General features: G+C 64.1%; 14 protein-coding genes and 1 tRNA gene. 11 read left to right on the forward strand and 4 right to left on the reverse strand.

Translation table 11 applies throughout. The features are described 5' to 3' along the window. Window positions 1–27 precede the first annotated feature (27 nt). From LWE61_RS15680 to LWE61_RS15690, 3 genes are all read right to left on the reverse strand, one after another. Window positions 28–4,221, reverse strand: a complete 4,194-nt coding sequence (locus LWE61_RS15680) for a bifunctional nitrate reductase/sulfite reductase flavoprotein subunit alpha (protein ID WP_234151595.1) — start codon at window positions 4,219–4,221, stop codon at window positions 28–30. A 234-nt stretch (window positions 4,222–4,455) separates the two neighbouring features. Beyond that, window positions 4,456–5,841 (reverse strand): 50S ribosomal protein L11 methyltransferase, encoded by a 1,386-nt coding sequence (locus LWE61_RS15685; protein WP_234151596.1) that lies wholly within the window; start codon window positions 5,839–5,841, stop codon window positions 4,456–4,458. Window positions 5,842–6,017: 176 nt separating this feature from the next. Then, window positions 6,018–6,105, reverse strand: a tRNA-Ser gene (locus tag LWE61_RS15690). A gap of 242 nt (window positions 6,106–6,347) precedes the next feature. On the opposite strand from LWE61_RS15690, the gene LWE61_RS15695 reads away from it, so the two are divergent. From LWE61_RS15695 to LWE61_RS15740, 10 genes are all read left to right on the forward strand, one after another. Further along, window positions 6,348–7,373, forward strand: coding sequence for a lytic murein transglycosylase (locus LWE61_RS15695; RefSeq protein WP_407696252.1), 1,026 nt, complete (start codon window positions 6,348–6,350; stop codon window positions 7,371–7,373). After that, on the forward strand, window positions 7,357–8,373 hold the full coding sequence (locus tag LWE61_RS15700) for an SPOR domain-containing protein (RefSeq protein WP_234151598.1): 1,017 nt from the start codon (window positions 7,357–7,359) through the stop codon (window positions 8,371–8,373). The genes LWE61_RS15695 and LWE61_RS15700 overlap by 17 nt, the downstream gene beginning before the upstream one ends. Before the next feature lie 54 nt (window positions 8,374–8,427). Then, window positions 8,428–9,603: a D-alanyl-D-alanine carboxypeptidase family protein gene (locus tag LWE61_RS15705; RefSeq protein WP_234151599.1), complete on the forward strand. Its 1,176-nt coding sequence runs from the start codon at window positions 8,428–8,430 to the stop codon at window positions 9,601–9,603. Then, window positions 9,600–10,232: a dTMP kinase gene (gene tmk, locus LWE61_RS15710; protein WP_234151600.1), complete on the forward strand. Its 633-nt coding sequence runs from the start codon at window positions 9,600–9,602 to the stop codon at window positions 10,230–10,232. Before LWE61_RS15705 ends, tmk begins: the two co-directional genes overlap by 4 nt. Continuing rightward, complete coding sequence (locus LWE61_RS15715) at window positions 10,232–11,221, forward strand: DNA polymerase III subunit delta' (protein ID WP_234151601.1); 990 nt, start codon at window positions 10,232–10,234, stop codon at window positions 11,219–11,221. Before tmk ends, LWE61_RS15715 begins: the two co-directional genes overlap by 1 nt. 64 nt (window positions 11,222–11,285) lie before the next feature. Next, window positions 11,286–12,851: a methionine--tRNA ligase gene (gene metG / locus LWE61_RS15720; RefSeq protein WP_234151602.1), complete on the forward strand. Its 1,566-nt coding sequence runs from the start codon at window positions 11,286–11,288 to the stop codon at window positions 12,849–12,851. Between the two features lies 1 nt (window position 12,852). After that, window positions 12,853–13,632, forward strand: coding sequence for a TatD family hydrolase (locus tag LWE61_RS15725; protein WP_234151603.1), 780 nt, complete (start codon window positions 12,853–12,855; stop codon window positions 13,630–13,632). Between the two features lie 12 nt (window positions 13,633–13,644). Continuing rightward, window positions 13,645–14,439 carry an MBL fold metallo-hydrolase gene (locus LWE61_RS15730; RefSeq protein ID WP_234151604.1) on the forward strand — a complete coding sequence of 265 codons (795 nt, stop codon included), beginning with the start codon at window positions 13,645–13,647 and terminating at the stop codon, window positions 14,437–14,439. Next, window positions 14,432–15,073, forward strand: coding sequence for a retropepsin-like aspartic protease family protein (locus LWE61_RS15735; RefSeq protein WP_234151605.1), 642 nt, complete (start codon window positions 14,432–14,434; stop codon window positions 15,071–15,073). The genes LWE61_RS15730 and LWE61_RS15735 overlap by 8 nt, the downstream gene beginning before the upstream one ends. Before the next feature lie 177 nt (window positions 15,074–15,250). After that, window positions 15,251–16,561, forward strand: coding sequence for an ISNCY family transposase (locus tag LWE61_RS15740; RefSeq protein WP_234151606.1), 1,311 nt, complete (start codon window positions 15,251–15,253; stop codon window positions 16,559–16,561). Window positions 16,562–16,923: 362 nt separating this feature from the next. Here LWE61_RS15740 and LWE61_RS15745 read toward each other — a convergent pair whose 3' ends face one another. Next, window positions 16,924–17,949 (reverse strand): aldo/keto reductase, encoded by a 1,026-nt coding sequence (locus LWE61_RS15745; RefSeq protein WP_234151607.1) that lies wholly within the window; start codon window positions 17,947–17,949, stop codon window positions 16,924–16,926. A 354-nt stretch (window positions 17,950–18,303) separates the two neighbouring features. On the opposite strand from LWE61_RS15745, the gene LWE61_RS15750 reads away from it, so the two are divergent. After that, window positions 18,304–20,739 (forward strand): TonB-dependent receptor, encoded by a 2,436-nt coding sequence (locus LWE61_RS15750; protein ID WP_234151608.1) that lies wholly within the window; start codon window positions 18,304–18,306, stop codon window positions 20,737–20,739. The last annotated feature ends 29 nt before the right edge of the window (window positions 20,740–20,768 follow it).

The raw sequence follows: 20,768 nt of genomic DNA on the forward strand, positions 1-20,768 counted from the left end.
CGGCCGGGCACAAACCCTCGCACCCCCTCAATAGACGTCGCGGACATAGCGCCGTTCCTGCGCCATCTGGGCGACATAGTCGTCCGCCTGGTCCGCCTTCATGCCGCCATGCCGGGCGACGATCTGTTTCAGCGCGCCGTCCACGTCCTTCGCCATGCGGCTGGCGTCGCCGCAGACATAGAAATGCGCGCCCGCCTCCAGCCAGCGCCACAGGTCGGCCCCTTCCTCGATCATGCGGTTCTGGACATAGATTTTCTCCGCCTGATCGCGGGAGAAGGCGGTGTCGAGGCGGTTGAGATGGCCGCTGTGCCGCCAGGCCTCAATCTCGTCCCGATAATAATAGTCGGTGCCCGCATGTTGTTCGCCAAAGAACAGCCAGTTGGCCCCCGTCGCCCCTGTCGCCTGCCGCTCGTACAGGAAGCCGCGGAACGGCGCGATGCCGGTGCCGGGGCCGACCATGATGATCGGGCGCGACAGGTCGGCGGGCGGGTGGAAATGGGCGGACGGTTGCAGGAACAGTCCCACCCGCTCCCCCTCCGCCCGGTCGGCGAGGAAGGTGGAGCACACGCCCTTGCGCCGCTGTCCCCGGCAATCATAGCGGATGGTGGAAACGGTCAGTTGCACCTCGCCCGCCTGCGCCTTGGGACTGGAGGCGATGGAGTAGAAGCGCGGCTGGAGCGGGCGCAGGATGGCGGACAGGTCGGCGATGTCCATTGCCACACCCGTCTCGCGCAGCACGTCCGCGATCTGGCGGCCCCACAACCACTGGTCGAACTCCCCCTTGCGCGCGGGGTCGAGCAGGGGCGCGAAACCGGCCGACGGCGCGCGCTCCGCCACCAGTTCCAGGAAGTTGCGGGTGAGCTTCGCAATGTCCCAATGGTCGGTCATCGCGGCGGACAGCGCCATGTCGCCGCGATCCTTGATCGTGACCATGGCGTCGCCGCGCAGGTCCAGCAGCGTGAGAATTTCCTCGACCAGCGCGGGGCAGTTGACCGGCCAGACGCCCAGCGCATCGCCCGCCGCATAGTCGAAACCCGTGTCGGCGATCGCAAAGCCGAATTGCCGCACTTCCTTCTGCGCGCCCGCCCCGCTGAGCAGGTTGTTCCGAACGAAGGGGGCGAGCAGGGGCGTCTTGCGCGTGAATCCGGGCACAGCGGCGACAAGCGGGGTGTCGCTACCCGCAGGCGATGCCGGGAGGGCCATGTCGCCGCCCTTGTCCCCATCTTTGTCACTATCCCCGCCGCCACCCGGCGCCGGCCCTTCCTCGGCCAGCCGGGCGATGATGCCGTCCAGCCACGCCTTGCCGCTTTCCTCGAAATCCGGTTCGCAATCGACCCGTTCCATGGTCCTGACGCCGCCCAGAGCCGCCAGCCGCGCGTCCAGCTTGCGCCCGAAACCGCAGAACTGCCCATAGCTGGAGTCGCCCAGCGCCAGTACGGCGAACGGCAGGCTGTCGAGGCTGGGCGCGCCATCCCGGTTGAGCAGCGACCAGAAACCCTCGCCATTGTCCGGCGCGTCGCCATCGCCGAATGTGCTGGTGATGAGCAGGGTCAGCCGCGCCTTGCGCAGATCGTCCGGCTTTACCTCGTCCATCGGCAGCAGGCGGACGTTGTGCGCCTCCGCGACGAGCCGGTCGCGGCAGCTTTGGGCGAAACTTTCCGCATTGCCGGTCTGGGACGCCCACAGGATGATGATCTCCCGCGCGTCCGCCCTCTCGCTGGCGGCGGGCATTTCGACGCCAGCCGGCGATCGCGCGAACAGGCCCGCGAGCAGGCCGTTCACATAATGGCGGCGCGTCGGGTCGAAGGGGGCGCTGTCCGGCAGGAAGGGCACGCCGCCCACCGCCCGTCCATCGGGTGAGCGCAGCGCGGTGGAGAAGCCGGAGAGATAGCTGGTCTCCGCGCCATTCCAGTGCGGCACCGCTCCCTCGGCCAGCCCCATCACCCGCATGAAGGCATCGACGGCGGCCTGCTGGTGGACGGCGATAGGTGCGGGGTCGGTGCCGGCGGGCAGGGGCGCTGTCTCCTGTTGGGTGGGGGCGGGCAGGGGCGCAGCCTCCTCGACCGGGCCTGACACCCGGCTGAGCGCCACCGCGCTGAACTTGAATTCGGGCTGGAGGGAGATCGGATCGACCGCGTCGCTCGTCACCGCATTGATCGCCAGATGATCGCCGAACACGTCGTTCCAGTGAAAGGGCGCGAAGCAATTGCCCGGCCGCACCCGGTCGGTGACGGTGGCGGGCAGGACGGCATTGCCCCGACGGGATCGGACCTCCACCCGGTCCCGGTCCGCGATGCCCAGCGCCAGCGCATCCTCCGGGTGGATTTCCACGAAGGGGCCGGGGTTGAGCTTGTTGAGCGTGGGCACCTTCCCCGTCTTGGTCAGCGTGTGCCATTGGTGCTGGAGGCGACCGGTGTTGAGCACCATGGGAAACGTCCCGTCCGGCATCTCCGCCGGGTCCATGTGCGGGCGCGGCAGGAAGAAGGCCCGGCCCCGCTCCGTGGGAAAGGCGATCGCGGGCCGCGCTCCATCGTCGTCGACTCGCACCGTCTGGCTGACGCCATCGTTGCGATAGCGGATGGGGTTGCGATCCCCCGCGCCTTCGGGCGGGCAGGGCCATTGCAGCGGCGTGTCGCGCAGCCGCTCATGGCTGGCCCCGCGGAGGTCATATCCAGTACGCGGGTTCCAGAAACCGGCGATCTCCGCGAACACCTCCGCCGCGGAGGCATAGGAGAAGGCATCGGCATAGCCCATCTCGCAGGCGACGCGGGCGATGATCTGCCAGTCGGGCATCGCCTCGCCGGGGGGCGCCACGGCCTGTTGCATCAGGGTCAGGTTGCGTTCGGAGTTGATCATCACCCCCTCCGCCTCCGCCCACAGCGCACCGGGCAGGATGATGTCCGCGTAACGGTTCGTCTCGGTGTCGAGGAAGGCGTCCTGCGCGATGACCAGTTCCGCCGCTTCCAGCCCGGCGATCACCGTCTGCCGGTTCGCCATGCTGGCGACGGGATTGGTGCAGATGATCCAGCACGCCTTGATGCGGCCCGCCGCCATCTCCTCGAACAGCGCCACGGTGCCGGGGACAATGTCGGTGCGCAACGTGCCCGGCGCTATGCCCCATGCCGCCTCCACAAAGGCGCGGTCCTCCGCACTGGTCGTCGCGCGCTGGCCCGGCAGGCCCGGCCCCATATACCCCATCTCCCGCCCGCCCATCGCATTGGGCTGCCCGGTCAGGGAGAAGGGGCCGCTGCCGGGGCGGCAGATGGCGCCGGTGGCCAGGTGCAGGTTGCAGATGGCGTTGGTGTTCCAGGTGCCATGGCTGCTCTGGTTCAGGCCCATGGTCCAGCAGCTAATCCATTCCTGCGCGTCGCCGATCATCGCGGCGGCCGCGCGCAGGTCATCCTCCGCAATGCCGGTGATCGCGGCGACGGTGGCGGGCGGATAGTCCGCCAGGAAATCGGGCATCGCCTCCCACCCCTCCGTATGGGCGGCGATGAAGTCCGGGTCGGTCCTGCCGCCCTCCACCAGCAGGTGCAGCAGGCCGTTCAGCAGGGCCAGGTCGGTGCCGGGGCGCACTTGCAGGAACAGGTCGGCCTTGTCGGCGGTCGCGTTGCGGCGCGGGTCCACGACGATCAGCTTCGCGCCCGCCTTCACCCGGTCCATCATCCGCAGGAACAGGATCGGGTGGCAATCGGCCATGTTCGCTCCGATGACGAAGAACAGGTCGGCCTTTTCGAAATCCTGATAGGAACCGGGCGGGCCGTCCGCGCCGATGGACAGCTTGTACCCGCTCGCCGCGCTGGCCATGCACAGGCGCGAGTTGGACTCGATATTGTTGGTGCCTATGAAGCCCTTGCACAGCTTGTTGGCGAGATATTGCGCCTCCAGCGACATCTGGCCGGAGACATAGAAGGACACCGCGTCCGGCCCGTCCCGGTCGATGATGGCGCGCAGGCCCTGCGCGGTGCGGCTGATCGCGCTGGCCATGGGGATCACGCCCTGATCCGTGTCCCCTTCGATCCGCGCATAGGCGCTGTCCGCGCGCCCGGCGGCGGCGACGGGGACGTGCGCGCTGCTACCCTTGGTGCACAGGCGGCCGAAGTTGGCGGGATGGTCCTTGTCCCCGGAAACCTTGACGATCCGGCCATCCGCCACGTCCATCACTATGCCGCAGCCGACGCCGCAATAGGGGCACACGCTCTTGACGCTCTTCTTCGTCATGTCCCGGTCTTCAGCCCAAAAAAAAGCCGCCACCGACCTGTGCCCGAAAGCACTGGTCGATGGCGGCGTTGCCTATGGTCGCACCCCTTGCGGGGTCGTCTGGACCGGCACCCCTCCATTGGAGTGCCCGTCGTGAATGTCAGCTCATATTTTGCGGGACATCGGGCCGCGGTGCAAGCGATTCTTTTTGCACTGCAACAATATGCCGGGAGAGAGTCAGGATGAGGGGAGGGATCAGGCCGCGCGGATTGCGGCGCTGCCCGCCACCACCTCCAGCGGCTGCACCACCAGCGTGGCACGGTCATGGCCCACCGCCAGGTCCAGCACCTGTCCGGCGCGCACCTGGATCGGCTGCGGGAAGCTGTGCAGCACCTGCAACCAGCCGCCGTCGCTATACCCGTCAGGGTGGTTGTCGAAGGTCACGCCCTCGGCCAGGTCGACATGCATCCACTGGACGATGCCCGTGGCCATGCCATCCTCCAGCACGGGGATGCTCAGGATATGCAGGTCGCTCTCGTGGCGACGCTGGGTCAGGTCGACACGGACCAGTTCCACATCCTTCGACAGGCGGCGCCAGTCGGTCATCGTGCCATGGATGGGCAGTTTCTGCGCGGCAAAGGCGCCAAAGCGGGAGACGTTGAAGCCCGACACCTGATCGACGAAGCTGTATCCGGCGAGCACGTCGCTCTCCACCAGACAGCCGATGGCGCTGGCGGCGCGCGGGATGATGATCGCGTCCGGCTTGAGCAGGCGGGCATGGGCGTCCTCGAACGTGTCCAGCACCGCCTCGGTCAGCAGGTCGCTCGACAGGATTTCGGAGACGAGGATGTCCGCCTTTGCGGGCAGTTCGACACCGACCTGCAATTCGGTGGAAGGCTGGGCGAAGATGGTGATCTGGTCGGCATAGCCGTTATCGGCCACGATCTTCTGCGCCATGTCGGCGATGATCGGCACGATTTCGCACGCCACCACCGATTCCGCACCCGCGCGGGCCGCCATCATGGACAGCAGGCCGCTGCCGGTGCCGATGTCCAGCACCTGCGCGTCGGAACCGACCGTCGCGATGGCCGCCTTGATCGCCGCTTCGAACGCATCGTTGCGGCGCACGTCGTTCATCATGGGGACGTGCCAGAAGGGCACCTGCTCCGCGCCCAGTCGGCGCAACTGGTGGCGAACATGGACATTTTCCGGTTGCAGGTCGAGCGCGCGCTGGAACTCGCGCAGCGCCTCCCGCTTGCGCCCGGCGTTGGAGAGCATGACGGCCAGGTTGTTGGCCGCGACCGGATTTTCGGGGTCGGTGCGGCAGGCATGTTCCATGCTGACGATCGCCTCGTCCGTCTGGCCAAGGCGATTGAGGATCAGCGCCATTTCATGATGGGCGACGGCATGATCCGGCTCGACCGCCAGCAAGGCGTTCCACTGCTCCATCGCCTCCTCGACCGCGTCGAGCTGCGCCAATATGCCGGCCAGGATGGGGCGGACCTCGGTCACGCGATAGCCCTGTTCGATCACCATCCGGTATCGCGGGGCCGCCGCCGCCAGATTCCCGGCGGACTGAAGTTCCATGGCTTCGTGCAGCACGCGCCTCGCCGCGGCGATCTCATTCTCAATGCTCGACATGGTGTATCCCTTGCAGCCCGTGTCATCAGACCCGTTGCTGCCGTTATTGAGGGATATGGTTAATTCGGAGTAACCATGGCGCGCCGGATTAAAGTTTTTGTCAGGCCGGTCGTTATGGAGAGATTCGGCGCGCGCCGGGGCGTTGGGTGGTCTATTCTATAACCCATTGATATATATGGCGGAAAGGGTGGGATTCGAACCCACGGATACTTGCGCATCGGCGGTTTTCAAGACCGCTGCAATCGACCACTCTGCCACCTTTCCGTGGATCGCGGGGCGGGCGCTGCTGTTCGTCGGGGCGCGCCGCCGGTCCGCGATGCCCGTCGCTAGAACATCTGGCGCGGCGGGAGCAAGGTGAAAAGGGCGATGAGGGCCGTCTCCTGCACAAATTGGCGCATCGACGGCGGGGAGGGGTTCCGTGACGGCGCAAAGCCGTGCAAACTGGCGGGATGATGATGAACCCGGCCCGCCTGACGAGACAGATACGCACCATCGCCGCCTGCCTGATGCTGTTCGGCATCAGCGCGGCTGACGCACAGGGACCATTTGCGGCGACGCGTGGCAGTGGCGTTGCGTCCTCCGACAGCGCCTTCTCCGCCTATCTGGCGCAGGTGCGCGGGCGGGCGCTGGCGCAGGGCGTGCGGTCCGCCACGCTGGATTCGGCCTTCTACGGCCTCACCCCCAACCCCCGCGTGATCACGCTGGATCAGGGACAGCCCGGCGGCAGCTTCGATTCGGCCATTCCCGCCTTCGAACCCTATCGCGTCAAGCATGTCGATGCCGCGCGCATCCGGCGCGGGCGCACCGCCTATGCGGCCAATCGCGGCAAGCTGGGCGCGATCGAGCGGGAGACCGGCGTGCCGGAGGCGATCATGGTCGCCATTTACGGGCATGAGACCAATTATGGCTCCTACACCGGCGATTTCGACCTGATCCGGTCGCTGGCGACCCTGGCCTATGAGGGGCGGCGGCGCGACCTGTTCGAACCGGAACTGATCGCGGCGCTCAAGATGCTGGACCGGGGCGTGCCGCGCGCGCGCCTCGTCGGCAGCTATGCGGGCGCGACCGGCTATCCGCAGTTCTTGCCGTCCGTCTATCTGCGCGTGGCCCGCGACGGGGACGGGGACGGGCGGGTGGACATATGGTCCAGCGAGGCGGATGCGCTGGCCTCCATCGGCAATTATTTCGTGAAGGCGGGCTGGCGGCCGGGCGAGCCATGGGGCGTCGCCGTCGCGGTTCCCGCCGGGCTGGACCGGGCGCGGATCGCCAATCGCACGGCGGCCCCGCGTTGCCCGCGCGTGATGGAACGGCACAGCCGCTGGCTGACCATGGCGGAATGGCGCGCGCTGGGCGTCGCACCGGTGGGCGGTCGCTCGCTGCCCGATACGGCGCTGGCCACGCTGCTGGAACCGGACGGGCAGGGCAGGACCGCCTATCTGCTGACCAGCAATTACCGGGTGATCCTCGATTATAATTGCTCCAATTTCTATGCGCTTTCCGTGGGGTTGCTGGCCGATGCCGTTGCGAATTGATGATGGGGTCCGGCGGGCCGGACGGTTCGCCCTGCGTGCCTGCGCTCTCCCTGTTTTTGCCCTCTATGCCTGCGCCCTGATCCCCGCCGTCGCACTGGCGCAGCCGGACCAGGCCGGCGAACCGCCCCGGTCACGCCCGTCATCGCGTCCCTCCCTCGACGAGGTCGGCTATGCCGGTGTGGGTGATCCGGGCGGTGCGCCCGGCGCCATCCTCGCCACCCATGGCAGCCTGCCGGTGGCCAGCTTTGCGGAGGTGACATCGCTCGCCACCGGACGGACGATCCTGGTGCGGATCGGCGCGCAGGGGCCTGTCCCCGGCGGCCGGGTGCTGGACCTGTCCTGCGCCGCCGCCCGCCAACTGGGCCTTGCGACCCTGCCCGCGCCGGTCCGCGTGCGCCGCGTCTATCCGCCGGATCAGGAACAGGTGCAGCTGGGCGATGGCAAGGCGGTGGCCGAGCGGCTTGCCTCCCCGCCGGGCCTGCTGTCCGCGCTCCGCCGCAAATTGCCCGCCGCCCCGCGCGGGGGAAGCCGCGATCTGGATTGCGGGCTGGCGTCGCCGCCTGCGGTCGTCGCCGAAGGCGCGCATTGGGGGGAGAGGGCCGCCGCCGGACCATCCCAGACCACCAAAACGGCCCAGCCCGCCCGCACGGTAAAACCTTCCAAACCGCCGCGTGCAAAGCCCGCCCCGCTTCCCGCGCCCGTGGCGGACGCACCCCGGCCCGCACCGTCACAGCCCGCGCGCCCACTTGCGCAACCCGCCCGCCCGGACGAACCCCGCGCGAAAGGCCCCGCCTTCGCCATTCAGGTCGCGGCCCTCTCCGACCGGGGCCGGGCCATGGCGCTCGCCCGGTCGCTCGGCGGCTATGTGCAGGGGGCGGGCGGCATTTCCCGTGTTCGCAAAGGCCCTTACTCCTCCGAAGCCGCCGCCCGCGCCGCCTTGCCGAATATCCGCGCGAAGGGCTTTGCAGACGCCCATGTGGTGCCTAATGAGGGCCGCTGAATCCTTGGTCCTATCATCCTTGGCCCTATCCCCCCTTTGTTGCTGGACGAACCCATGACGTTCTCACCCCGACCAATTGCCCTGTTTCTGGCCGCCGTGGCTGTTTCGACCAGCGCCTTTGCGGTGCAGGCCCCTCCCTATGACTCGGTGGCGCCGGTCGCCTATATGATCGACCTGTCGTCGGGCAAGGTGCTGTACAGCCGCGACGCGGATCGCCAGATCCCGCCTGCGTCCATGGCAAAGATGATGACGACCCATGTCGCCTTTCGCCTGATCCAGCAGGGCAAGCTGAAGCTCGACACCAAATTCACCGTGCGCCCGGAAACATGGGCGCGCTGGCACGGTCCCGCCGCCGGATCGACCATGTTCCTGAGCGTCAATGAACAGGTGTCGGTCGAGAATCTGCTGCACGGCATCGTCACCCTGTCCGGCAACGACGCCTGTGTCGTGCTGGCGGAGGGCATTGCCGGGACGGAGGAAGCCTTTGTTCAGATGATGAACGAGGAGGCCCGCCGCATGGGCCTGAAGAACAGCCGGTTCGGCACGTCGAACGGCTGGCCGGACGAGGGGCGGACGCAGGTGACGGCCCGCGATCTCGCCACCATCGCCCGCGCTACGCTGGAGGAGACGCCGGACCTCTACAAGCGTTTCTACGCCACCCGCTCCTTCACCTGGGGCCGCACCATGGGCGGTGCGGACATCACGCAGGGCAATCGCAACCCGATCCTGGGCAAGATCGCCGGAGCGGACGGGCTGAAGACCGGCCATACGGAGGAGGCCGGTTTCGGCTTCACCGGATCGGCGGAGCAGAATGGCCGCCGTCTCGTCATGGTCGTCGCGGGCCTGCCCACCTTCAACAGCCGCATCACCGAATCGGTGCGCTTCATGGATTGGGGCTTCAAGGCGTGGCGCGCCGTGCCCCTGTTCAAGAAGGGGGCGGAGGTCGAGACGGCGGAGGTGCAGGGCGGCAGCGACCGCACCGTCGCGCTGGTCGCGCCCCGCAACCTCGCCATGACCCTGCCCGTGTCCGCGTCGGATCAGGTGAAGGTCAGCGTCGTCTATGACGGTCCGATCAAGGCGCCCATCGCCAAGGGGCAGCAGATCGCCGAACTGGTCGTGCGCACCAATGACGGCGAGACGCAGACCATGTCGCTGGTCGCGGGCGCGGATGTGGAGGAAGCGGGCATCTTTGGCCGTCTGTGGAACGGCATCCGGTCGCTGTTCGGATGAGCGGGAGCGCCGGGCGCTTCATCACGCTGGAGGGGGGCGAGGGCGTTGGCAAGTCCACCCAGGCCCGCCTGTTGCAGGAGGCGCTGAAGACACGCGGCATCAACGCGCTGCTGACCCGCGAACCGGGCGGCAGCGGCGGTGCGGAGATGATCCGGGAGCTGCTGCTGGGCGGTGACGAGGAACGGTGGAGCGTGCGGAGCGAGGCGCTGCTGTTCGCGGCGGCGCGCGCCGACCATATCCGCCGGACGATCAAGCCCGCGCTGGCCGTGGGCCGCTGGGTCATCTGCGACCGGTTCATCGACTCCAGCCGCGCCTATCAGGGCGGGGCGGGGCTGGTGGCGGACGACGACATCATGGCGCTGCACCAGTTCGGCAGCCGCGGCCTGATGCCCGACCGCACCATCCTCCTGACCCTGCCCATCGACGAGGCCGCGGAGCGCATCCGCAAGCGCGACGGCGACAGCAGCGACCGGATCGGCAGCCGGTCGGACGATTATCATCTGGAGGTCGCGTCTGTCTTCCTGACCATTGCGCAGGCGGAACAAAAACGGGTGCGCATGGTCGATGCGCTGGGCACGGTGGACCAGGTGTCCGGTCGCGTGCTGTCCGCCATTGCCGACCTGTTGTGATGGGCGGCTGGCGCGGTCAGGATCGGGCGATCGCCGAACTGATGGCCGCGCTGGGCGGCGAACGGCTCCACCATGCCTGGCTGCTGGGCGGGCAGGCGGGCATCGGCAAGGCGGGGGTCGCCTTCGACTTCGCCAAGCGCCTGTTGGGAGCGCAATCCGATACAGGCGTTTTGGTTGGTAATCTTGTAATAGCGCCCGACGATCCGGTCGCCCGGCTGGTGGACGCAGGCACGCATCCCGACCTCGTCCAGATCCGCCGCCTGCCCCGCGACACCAAGAAGGGCGAGGCCCCGACCCTGGCGCGCAACATCACCGTGGACCAGGTCCGCAGCCTGTCCCGCTTCCTCCATCTCGCGCCCTCCATGGCGGCGAGGCGCGTCATCCTCATCGACGCCGCGGAGGATATGGAGCGCGGCGCGGCGAACGCGCTGCTCAAAAATCTGGAGGAGCCGCCCCGCAATACCATTTTCCTCCTCATCAGCCATATGCCGGGTCGCCTGTTGCCCACCATTCGCTCCCGGTGCCGGACGCTGCATTTCCAGCCGCTGGACGATGCCGCAATGGAGGATGTGCTGACAGGGATATTGCCCGATCTTCCGCCGGCCGAGCGTCAGGCGCTGATCCGGGGGGCGGAGGGCGCGCCGGGACGGGCACTGGCGATGCGCGACCTCGATCTGGCCGGGCTGGAGGCTGCGCTGGAACGCATTGCGCAGGGCGGCGACCCCACGCACCGCGAACGAATCCAGCTCGCCCGCGCGCTGTCGCCCAAAGCGGCGCAGGCGCGCTACGAAGCGTTCCTGGACTATGTTCCCCATTATATCGCCCGCCGCCTGCGCGCCGCCCGCAGCGGTGCGGACGGCCAAAAGGCCGACGCCTGGCTGGAGGCTGTGCAACTGGGGCAGGGGGCGATCACCCTCTCGCTCGACCCTTCGGCCACCATATTCGCGCTTTGCGGCACGGTTGCCCGGTTGGCGGAGCGGAAGAGCTAGGCAGGACGGTGCGGCTCCCCTAGAGAACGGACAGCCCATCCCAATCCTTTTTCCAGAGTATAGCATGTCCGTGCCAGCGACCATCACGACCGCGATCAGCTATCCCAACGGCCGCCCGCATATCGGGCATGCCTATGAGACGATCGCGACCGACGCCTTCGCCCGTGCGCTCCGCATGGCCGGACGCGACGTGTTCTTCCAGACCGGCACCGATGAGCATGGCCTGAAGATGGCGCAGACGGCCCGCGGCAAGGATATGGAGCCGCAGCAACTGGCCGATGAGATGTCGTTCCATTTTAAGGAAATGAACGACCGGCTCAACATCAGCTATGATCGCTTCATCCGTACCAGCGAGCCGGCGCATCATCATGCAAGCCAGAGCCTGTGGCAGGCGATGGAGGCCAATGGTGACCTGTACCTAGGCCGCTATGAAGGCTGGTATTCCGTCCGCGACGAAGCCTTCTACGACGAGAAGGAACTGGTCGACGGGGAGGGTGGGGCGAAACTTTCGCCGCAGGGTACGCCGGTCGAATGGACCGTTGAGGAAAGCTGGTTCTTCCGCCTCTCCAAATATCAGGACCGATTGCTGACGCTTTATGCGGACCAGCCCGATTTCATCCGGCCCGACAGCCGCCGCAATGAAGTGCTGCGCTTTGTCGAGGGTGGCCTCAGCGACCTCAGCATATCGCGCACCAGTTTCGATTGGGGTGTGAAGGTTCCCGGCAGCGATGGCCATGTCATGTATGTCTGGGTCGATGCCCTCACCAACTATATTACGGGCAGCGGCTATCCCGACGATCCTGAACGCTTTTCACGCTATTGGGCCGAGGGCGGCGACATCACCCATATCATTGGTAAGGATATCGTCCGCTTCCACGCGGTCTATTGGCCAGCCTTCCTGATGAGCGCCAAGCTGCCCCTGCCGAAGCAGATTTTCGGTCATGGTTTCCTGCTCAACCGGGGCGAGAAAATGTCCAAGTCGCTGGGCAATGTCGCAGACCCACTGGAACTGGCGGAACGGTTCGGTGTGGACCAGTTGCGCTATTTCCTTCTGGCTGAGGTGACATTTGGCAATGACGGCAGCTACAGCGCGGAAGCCATTGTCCAGAAAGCGAACAGCGATCTTGCCAACAGCTTTGGCAATCTGGCGCAGCGTACCTTGAGTTTCATCGCGAAGAACCTCGACGGGCGTCTCCCCGCTGGCGAAGCGGTTGAGGTGGACAGGGCGTTACTCGCCGATGTGCTGGCCGTCTGTGGCACGGACGTCCCTGCTGCCTTCGACACTCTCGCGCCATCGGCGGCGATCGAGGCGTGGATGCGCGCCGTCTTCGCCTGCAACGCCTATATCGATGCGCAGGCACCTTGGGCGCTCCGCAAGACGGACCCGGAACGAATGGAAGCAGTTCTTGCGGCGCTCTATGTCGCGATTGGTCAATTGACCATTGCCATTGCGCCAGTCATTCCGTCCAGCGCCCACGCGCTGCTGGACCAGATGGGCATACCGGCAGATGCCCGAACCTATGCAGGTCTGGGGCAAGATTGGTATGCCGCTTTGCAGGCGTCAGGCTTCACCCTCTCGCCGCCTAGGCCCTTGTTCCCTCGCCTGGAAGTTCCGGCGGACGAGGCCTGAAATGTTCACCGACAGCCATTGTCACCTCAACTACAAGGGACTTGTTGAGGAACAGACCGCCGTGCTGGAGCGGGCGCGGGCGGGCGGCGTATCACGCATGCTCAATATCGCGACACGCGCCAGCGAATGGGCCGATGTGTTGGCAACAGCGGAACGGGAGCCGGATGTATGGGCCACCATCGGTATCCATCCACATGAAGCCGACGCCCATCCCGACGTTGATACGCAGCGACTGGTGGAGGGCGCGCGCCATCCCCGGATCGTAGGTATCGGTGAAACCGGCCTCGACTATTACTATGACCATAGTGACCGCGTCCGGCAACAGGACAGCTTTCGCGCCCATATCGGCGCCGCACGCGAGACGGGGCTGCCGCTGATCGTCCACACCCGTGATGCGGAAGAGGACAGCGCCGCCATGTTGCGTGAGGAGATGGGGAAGGGGGCCTTCAGCGCCGTCATTCACTGTTTTACCGCCAGTGACGCCTTTGCAGACATCGCACTCGACCTGGGCTTCTACATCAGCCTGTCCGGCATTGTGACGTTCAAGAGCGCACGGGCGTTGCAGGACACGGCGCGGCGTATCCCCGACGATCGTCTGTTGATCGAAACAGACTCACCCTTTTTGGCGCCGGTGCCACATCGCGGGCGGACCTGCGAACCCTTGTTCGTTGCGGATACAGCGCGCTTTCTGGCCACGCTTCGCGGCGTGGAGGTGGAAACGCTTGCTGAACAGACAAGCCGTAATTTCAATGCCTTGTTTGGCAAATGCACGATTGACTAGGGCGTCGGGTCAATGCTCAGGCTAACCATATTGGGATGCGGGACATCGTCAGGTGTTCCACGCATCGGCAACGACTGGGGGGCATGCGACCCCACTGATCCACGCAACCGGAGAACCCGTGCGTCGATCCTGATCGAAAGCACCACGACACGGATATTGGTGGATACCGGACCGGATTTGCGCGAGCAGTTGCTCAATGCAAATGTTGTGCAATTGGACGCGGTACTCTGGACGCATGACCATGCCGATCATTGCCATGGCATAGATGATATTCGCCAGGTCGCACAGGTGAACAAATCTGCGATACTCGGCTACGCCCGAAGACAAACCATGGATTTGCTGAAAAGCCGCTTCACTTATGCCTTTTCGGGCAGAGCGGGTTATCCGCCGATCATCATGGGGGACGTCCTCCCGCAGGAAGGGCTACAGGTAGGTGACATCCATATTTCCGCAGTGGACATGCCTCATGGGGAAATTTTCTCGACCGGATTCCGCTTCGCCACCCATGGGCACACTGTTGGCTATGCCACTGATTTCCATGATGTGACCGAGGAGATGTTGGGTTTCTTTGCGGGTGTGGACATATGGGTCGCGGATGCCCTGCGTGACAGGCCGCATCCGACCCACTCCCATCTGGCGCTCACGCTGGACGCGGTCGCAAGGGTCAATCCCGGCCGCGCTCTCCTGACCCACATGGACCAGAGCATGGATTATGCCGATCTGGCAGACCGACTTCCGGACGGGATCGCGCCCGCTTACGACGGTTTGGTCGTGACGCTGGGTGACATGGAGAGATCCCATGGCTGACGAGGTGGCGCGGACAATTTGGATCGTCTTGGTATTGCTGGTCGTCCTGAGTTCGTTGTTTGCACGACGCGTGCCATTGGCGCGGCTGATAGGCTGGTCCGCAGGATGGGTTGCGCTGTTTCTGGGCGTTTATTATCTGTTTACCCTGATCGAACCTAAACTCTCAGCATGGCAAAACGGTCATCGTGGTGGAGAAGTCCAGAAGATCAATACGGGTAGAGCAAACGGCATCTCAACTCTCGGAGGCCAAGGTGCTGCATCTGGTGCAGGCGTCAGCATCACGATGCGCGACGACGGCCATTATTGGGTCGATGCCATAGTGAATGGGCAATCGGTCCGTTTTCTGGTGGACAGCGGCGCCAGCATGACAGCCGTATCGAAAGAGACAGCCGACAGGTTGGGCCTTCCGCCGGATAATTTGAGCCGGACGATGACTATCCAGACCGCCAACGGCGAAGTCGTTGCGACCCGGTCGACTATCGCCACGATGCAGATTGGTGCGATCCAGGCATCGGACATGCCGGTGGTGGTTTCCCCGTCCTTTGGTGAGATTAATGTGCTGGGGATGAACTTCCTCAACAAGCTGAAAAGCTGGCGGGTTGAAAACGGGACGATGCTGCTGGAGCCACAATGAATAAGTGAAATTCAGTTTGGTTTAACATAATCATTATTATCATGCCAAGTGATTGTAAGCGCAACTTAGAAATGTCACTCCCCGCAACTTAGAGATGTCACACCTCTGGGACGTCTCGCAGTCCCGGTGGCATGGTCTCCTTCTGGCTGGGAGGACGCGCTTATGTAGGTGGTGGCTATGAGCCATGGCGAGCTTTCGCGATACGATACGCTGCGTCGTTTCGAGCGTGGCGAACTGAGGATCGAGGACGCTGCCATTCTGCTCGGCGTGAGCGGCCGACAGGTCTATCGGCTTCTTGGCCGATTGCGCGCCGATGGTCCGGAGGCGCTCGTTTCCTGGAAGCGCGGACGTCCGAGCAACCGGGATTTCGGCGATGATTTCCGTGTCCACGTGCTCAGCCTGGTACGCGAGCACTATCACGATTTCGGACCGACCCTGATCAGCGAGTACCTCGCCGAACGGCATGGCATCACCCTTTCGCACGAGACCTTGCGCAAGTGGATGATCAAGAGCGGAATGTGGAAGGACCGCGAGGCAAGGCGGCCGCGCCCTTATCAACCCCGCTACCGGCGGGATTGCCGCGGCGAACTGATCCAGATCGATGGCTCGAAGCATTGGTGGTTCGAGGACCGCGGACCGCAGTGCACATTCGCCTACAAGGAGGCGACGCGCGAGTATATCGAGCGGCACGGCAAGCCGGTGGCGTTCTACTCAGACAAGCACTCTGTGTTCCGCAACAACACGGCCTCGGCCAAGGGCGACGGGATGACGCACTTCGGCCGCGCGATGGAGGCGCTCGCCATCGAGATCATCTGCGCGCATTCGCCGCAGGCCAAAGGTCGGGTCGAGCGCGCGAACGGGACGCTGCAGGATCGCCTGGTCAAGGCGATGCGGCTTGAGGGAATCGCGACGATCGCAGAGGCCAACGCGTTCCTGCCCGGCTACATGGCGCGCCACAATGCGCGCTTTGCCAGGCCGCCGTTTGACCCGCGCGATCTGCATCGCCCCCTCGCCCTGCACGACGATCTGCGCGCCGAGATGGTGTGGCGCGAGCATCGCACGGTGACCGCAGCGCTGACGCTACATTACAACAAGGCGCTGTTCGTTCTCGATCCGACCGAGATCAGCCGGCCGCTGGCGGGCAAGCGCGTCGAAGTATGCGAGTATCCCGATGGCCGGCTCGAGATCCGGCATGAGAGCCATGCCCTTCCCTACCGGATGTTCGACAAGATCCGGCAGGTGAACCAGGCGGCGATCGTTGAGAACAAACACCTCGATGCTGCGCTGGCGATGGCCAAAGCGATGCAGGAGATGTTGCCGCCGCGGAAGCGCAATAACAACGAGCCGTGTCGGCGCTCGCAGGGCAGTCACCAGTTCCCGACGCCCGAGCCGACGAACGAGATGCCGGTGAAACGCAAACGCGGGCGCCCTCCCCTGCGCCGGCTCACCCCGATCGAGGCAGCGCAGCGGATTGTCGAAAGCCGTTGAGGGAGCCCCCTGCTATAGCAGCGGGTCCGGGGCGCCCTGACCGCCAGACCTGCGCATCAGCAGGGGCTGCGCGCGATCGACAGGCTCCGCGCAGCCCCTGCTGTTCGTAAGCGTGTGACATCTCTATCTGGCGGAAATAGTGTCTTCTCTAAATTGCAGGAACAGTGGCAGTCTATCGTATGCGTCATAAGCAAATCTCATCCGTCTTATATTTGGTGCTTGGTTTCCACCCGCCGCATTGACCGACGACAACGCCTAACGAACTTATGACGTGAATCTGTCGATATCGAAGTTCGACAGCTCAATCAAAGCACTGGCTAACGACAGGAAACTTGCGAGGTATTGTGGCTTCCGCTGCCTCGCTATGTACCGAACGGTATAGGTCCTTCACCTGCACCTGATGAGTGGATGACGCTCGCTACCTCGGCCAATTCGTTATCATCCAGAGTTATCATGGCACCAGCCAGCCAACCATCCACCTGAGCCGGATCGCGTGCACCGACGATGGCGCCCGTCACCCCCGGCATAGCCAGTACCCAAGCAATCGCGATGGTTGCTGGTGTAACGCCCCGCCGCGTCGCGATGGCTCGGAAAGCATCGGCAACGATCAGGTTTCGCCGCAATGCATCGCCGGTGAAATCGGGATGTCGGGAACGCCAGTCATCCTGTGCCAGATTGGCAGCCCGCTCTGCGGAAAAGCCCCCGGACAAAAGTCCCGATTGCATTGGACTATATACTATGACCCCCGTGCCATGAGCATCGCACCAGGGCAGTTCTGCGCTGATCGCCGACCGGCGGAGCGCCGAGAGCGGTGGCTGGAGCGTATCGACATGACCTAGCACCTCCGCTGCGGCGAGTTGCGCTACATCATGGTTGGACAGCCCGATTGCACGCACTTTCCCCTCTGCCTTTAGTCGCAGGAGCGCGCTCCAATACTCCTCCAGCGGCGATCCGTCCTCGGCGGGCCAGTGCATCTGGTACAGGTCAATGACATCGACGCGCAGACGACGCAGTGAATCCTCCACCTCGCGTCGGATGCTGTCTGCCCGGCCAACCCTGTTCTTGCTGTTGCGGTCGTCGGGATCCCAGACCTGCCCGCACTTGGTGAAGACATAGGGACGTTCATGCGAGGGCATCTCCGCCAGCGCACGTGCCACGACCTCCTCCGAATGGCCCAGACCGTAGATAGCGGCAGTGTCAATCCAATTGATGCCGCGTTCAACGGCATGACGGATCGCGCGAATGGACGCAGAATCATCCTGCTTGCCCCAGCCGACAGCCCAGTCCGGTCCGCCGATGGCCCATGCGCCAAAGCCGACCCGGCTGATCGTCATGCCTGTCTGTCCCAGCGATCGCATGGCAAGCGAAGTGGTGGTGGTCGAGTTCAATCTGGCCTCCTGTCCGTGCGCCTCATTTCTTGATCCGCACTTATGCGACCGAAAGTGCTCCGTCTTGTCGCTGCCCCCCCTCCCCTTGACGGCTGACGCAGAGAGTTACCCCTGCACTCTCTGGGAAAGGCCATTATGCGATGTCGCGCGACCGGAAATGGGGCTTCGCAACGACGCGCTCGGCTCTCTCTCGCCCCTATCGGGCACCTCCCCGTCAACTACTTATTCGCACTCGCACAAGACCGTCAGCCGCCGAACGAACAGATTTAGGATCAAGCGGCAAGGCTTCCGGAATCATTGCGGAGACACAGGCCGCTGGCCGGAGAGGCAACAAAATCAAGGATCGGGGGCATCATGGTCAGGATCACGCATCTTAACAGCTTGCTGACGGCGAGTGTTTCACTGCTCGCCTTCACCACCAGCGCAGTGCAGGCGCAGCAACCAGTCCAACTCGCCATGGCGAACAGCATCGCCGCAGACAACGCCGACTCCAGCAGCGATGTTGCAGCCGCTGCGGACGCGGAGGGCCTCACTGACATCGTGGTGACGGCGGAGCGGCGCGAGGTCAGCCTCCAGCAAACGCCGTTGTCTGTCTCCGCCCTGACGGCGGACATGCTGAAGGCCGCAAATATTACCGACATCACCGGTCTTAACGGCACCGTACCCGGCCTTGTCATCGCCAAGAGCGGCGGCGGCGAACGAATGATCTCCATCCGTGGCATCGGCTCGGAAACGCCGGAGAACACCAATACGCAGCCGGGCGTCTCCTATCACATTGACGGCGTCTATATCTTCAACAGCATCGCAGCGAGCGCGGCCTTCATCGACGTGGCGCAAGTGGAGGTGCTGCGCGGTCCGCAGGGTACGCTGTTCGGCCAGGGATCGACGGGCGGCACGATCAACATCGTGTCCATAGAGCCGTCTGCCAAGGATCTTTCCGGCACCGCCAGCCTTGGTGTCGGCAATTATCATTATGTCGAGAGTAATGCCGCGCTGAACGTGCCGATTGGTGACAGGCTGTCGATCCGCGGTGCGATTCAGCACGTAAAGCATGACGGCTATTCCAACGCGACCGATGTGCCCGGTTATCGGCTCTATGAACTGGATGACGCCAATGACACCAGTTGGCGCATCGGAGCCAAATGGTCGCCACTCGACAATCTGTCGATCACGCTTAACACCATCCAATATTATGGAACCAACAACGGTCCAGCGCAGAAGAACATTCTCGATCCCCAGCCGGATGCGCGCCTGCTGACGCAGGATTATGCCGGGCGTTCACTGGTCCATACGCAGTTGTACAGCGGCGTGATACGCTGGGACACGGACTTCGCTACGATAAAGTCGATCAGCAGCTATCAAAAACTTCATAGTGAGCAGTCTTGGGATGGTGATGGCCTCAACACCACCCTCTTCTTTCCTGTATCCGGCAACACCTCACGCTACGACCATGTCGCGCTTTGGCAGCAGGATACGGAAAGCTACACCTCCGAACTCAACCTTGCGACCCATATGAATGGCCCGCTCAACTTCGTGCTCGGTGGCGTCTACCTCTGGTCGAAGAACAACCAGTATATCAATGAGTACCGCGCCAATAACCTTCTCATCCAAAGGCCCGCCTTGTCGCAGGACACATCGTCCACCGATCCACGCGTACAAGATCTGACCTATGCGGAGTTGTCGTCCATCACCCGTGAGCAATATGCATTTTTCGGGCAGGCGACCTATGACATCACCAGCCAACTCAAGCTCACCGGTGGCATCCGCTACAATCATGACAAGTCGACGGGTTTGAGCGACAGCGGTCCGAAACGGGGCGCGGCCGTCTATCCCACCGGCGCTTATCTGCAACCGCGCGCCAGTGCCCCCCGTTCGGCTGACGAGATCACCGGCAAGGCGGCAGTGGAATATCAGTTCACGCCAACCAACATGATCTATGCCAGCTACACCCGTGGCTTCAAGCCGGGCGGTATCAACAGCGCGGCATCGGCGGGGAGTTCCGCTTACGCATTGGGCTTCCGCGATAATATCAAGCCAACCTATGAATCGGAAACGGTGGATAGTTTTGAGATCGGTTCCAAAAATCGTTTCGTAGGCAACAGCATCCAGATCAACGCATCTGGCTTCCTCTATAATTACAAGAATATGCAGTTTCTGGAGGAAGACCCCGTGCTGTTCGGCGAGGGTATCGCCAACGCGCCCAAGGCCCGCGTGTATGGCGCCGAACTGGAGGGGAGCTGGCTCCCTGTGAAGGGACTACGGTTCGACGGGTCGATGTCCTGGCTGGAGGGGAAGTTCACGGCGGATTATCTGGCGCTCGATCCGACCAACGCCCAAAATGCCCAGAACGCGGCGGGCTATGCTGGCACCGGCGGCTTCTTCGCTAACTATTTCCCGGCAACCCTTGCCCGCTACGCCGCCCGCGCCAACATCAACGGCAACCGCGTGCCCAAATTGCCGCGTTGGCAGGGGAATATTTCCGCCACTTACACCGGCGAAATCGGTCCCGGCCTGCTCACCTCACGCGCGCAGTTCATCTATCGCGGAGATTATCAGTACCGGCTGTTCAACGAAGGCGCGGTCGATACCACGCCGTCCTACACACAGGTCAATCTGATGTTCAAATATGAACCGCTGGAGAGCGGAGCGGACATCACCCTGCGTGTCACCAATCTATTCGACACGAATGGCATCAACTCCCGCTTTTCCGATCCCTATGGCAGCAGCCAGGTGATGGACACCTATATCCCACCCAGACAGATCATCCTGTCGGTCGGCTATAAATTCTAAATCCGCATACAGCGGGTCGCAGGGAAGGG

The sequence above is a fragment of the Sphingobium sufflavum genome (genome assembly GCF_021403115.1).
In the GTDB taxonomy this organism is placed as follows: domain Bacteria; phylum Pseudomonadota; class Alphaproteobacteria; order Sphingomonadales; family Sphingomonadaceae; genus Sphingobium; species Sphingobium sufflavum.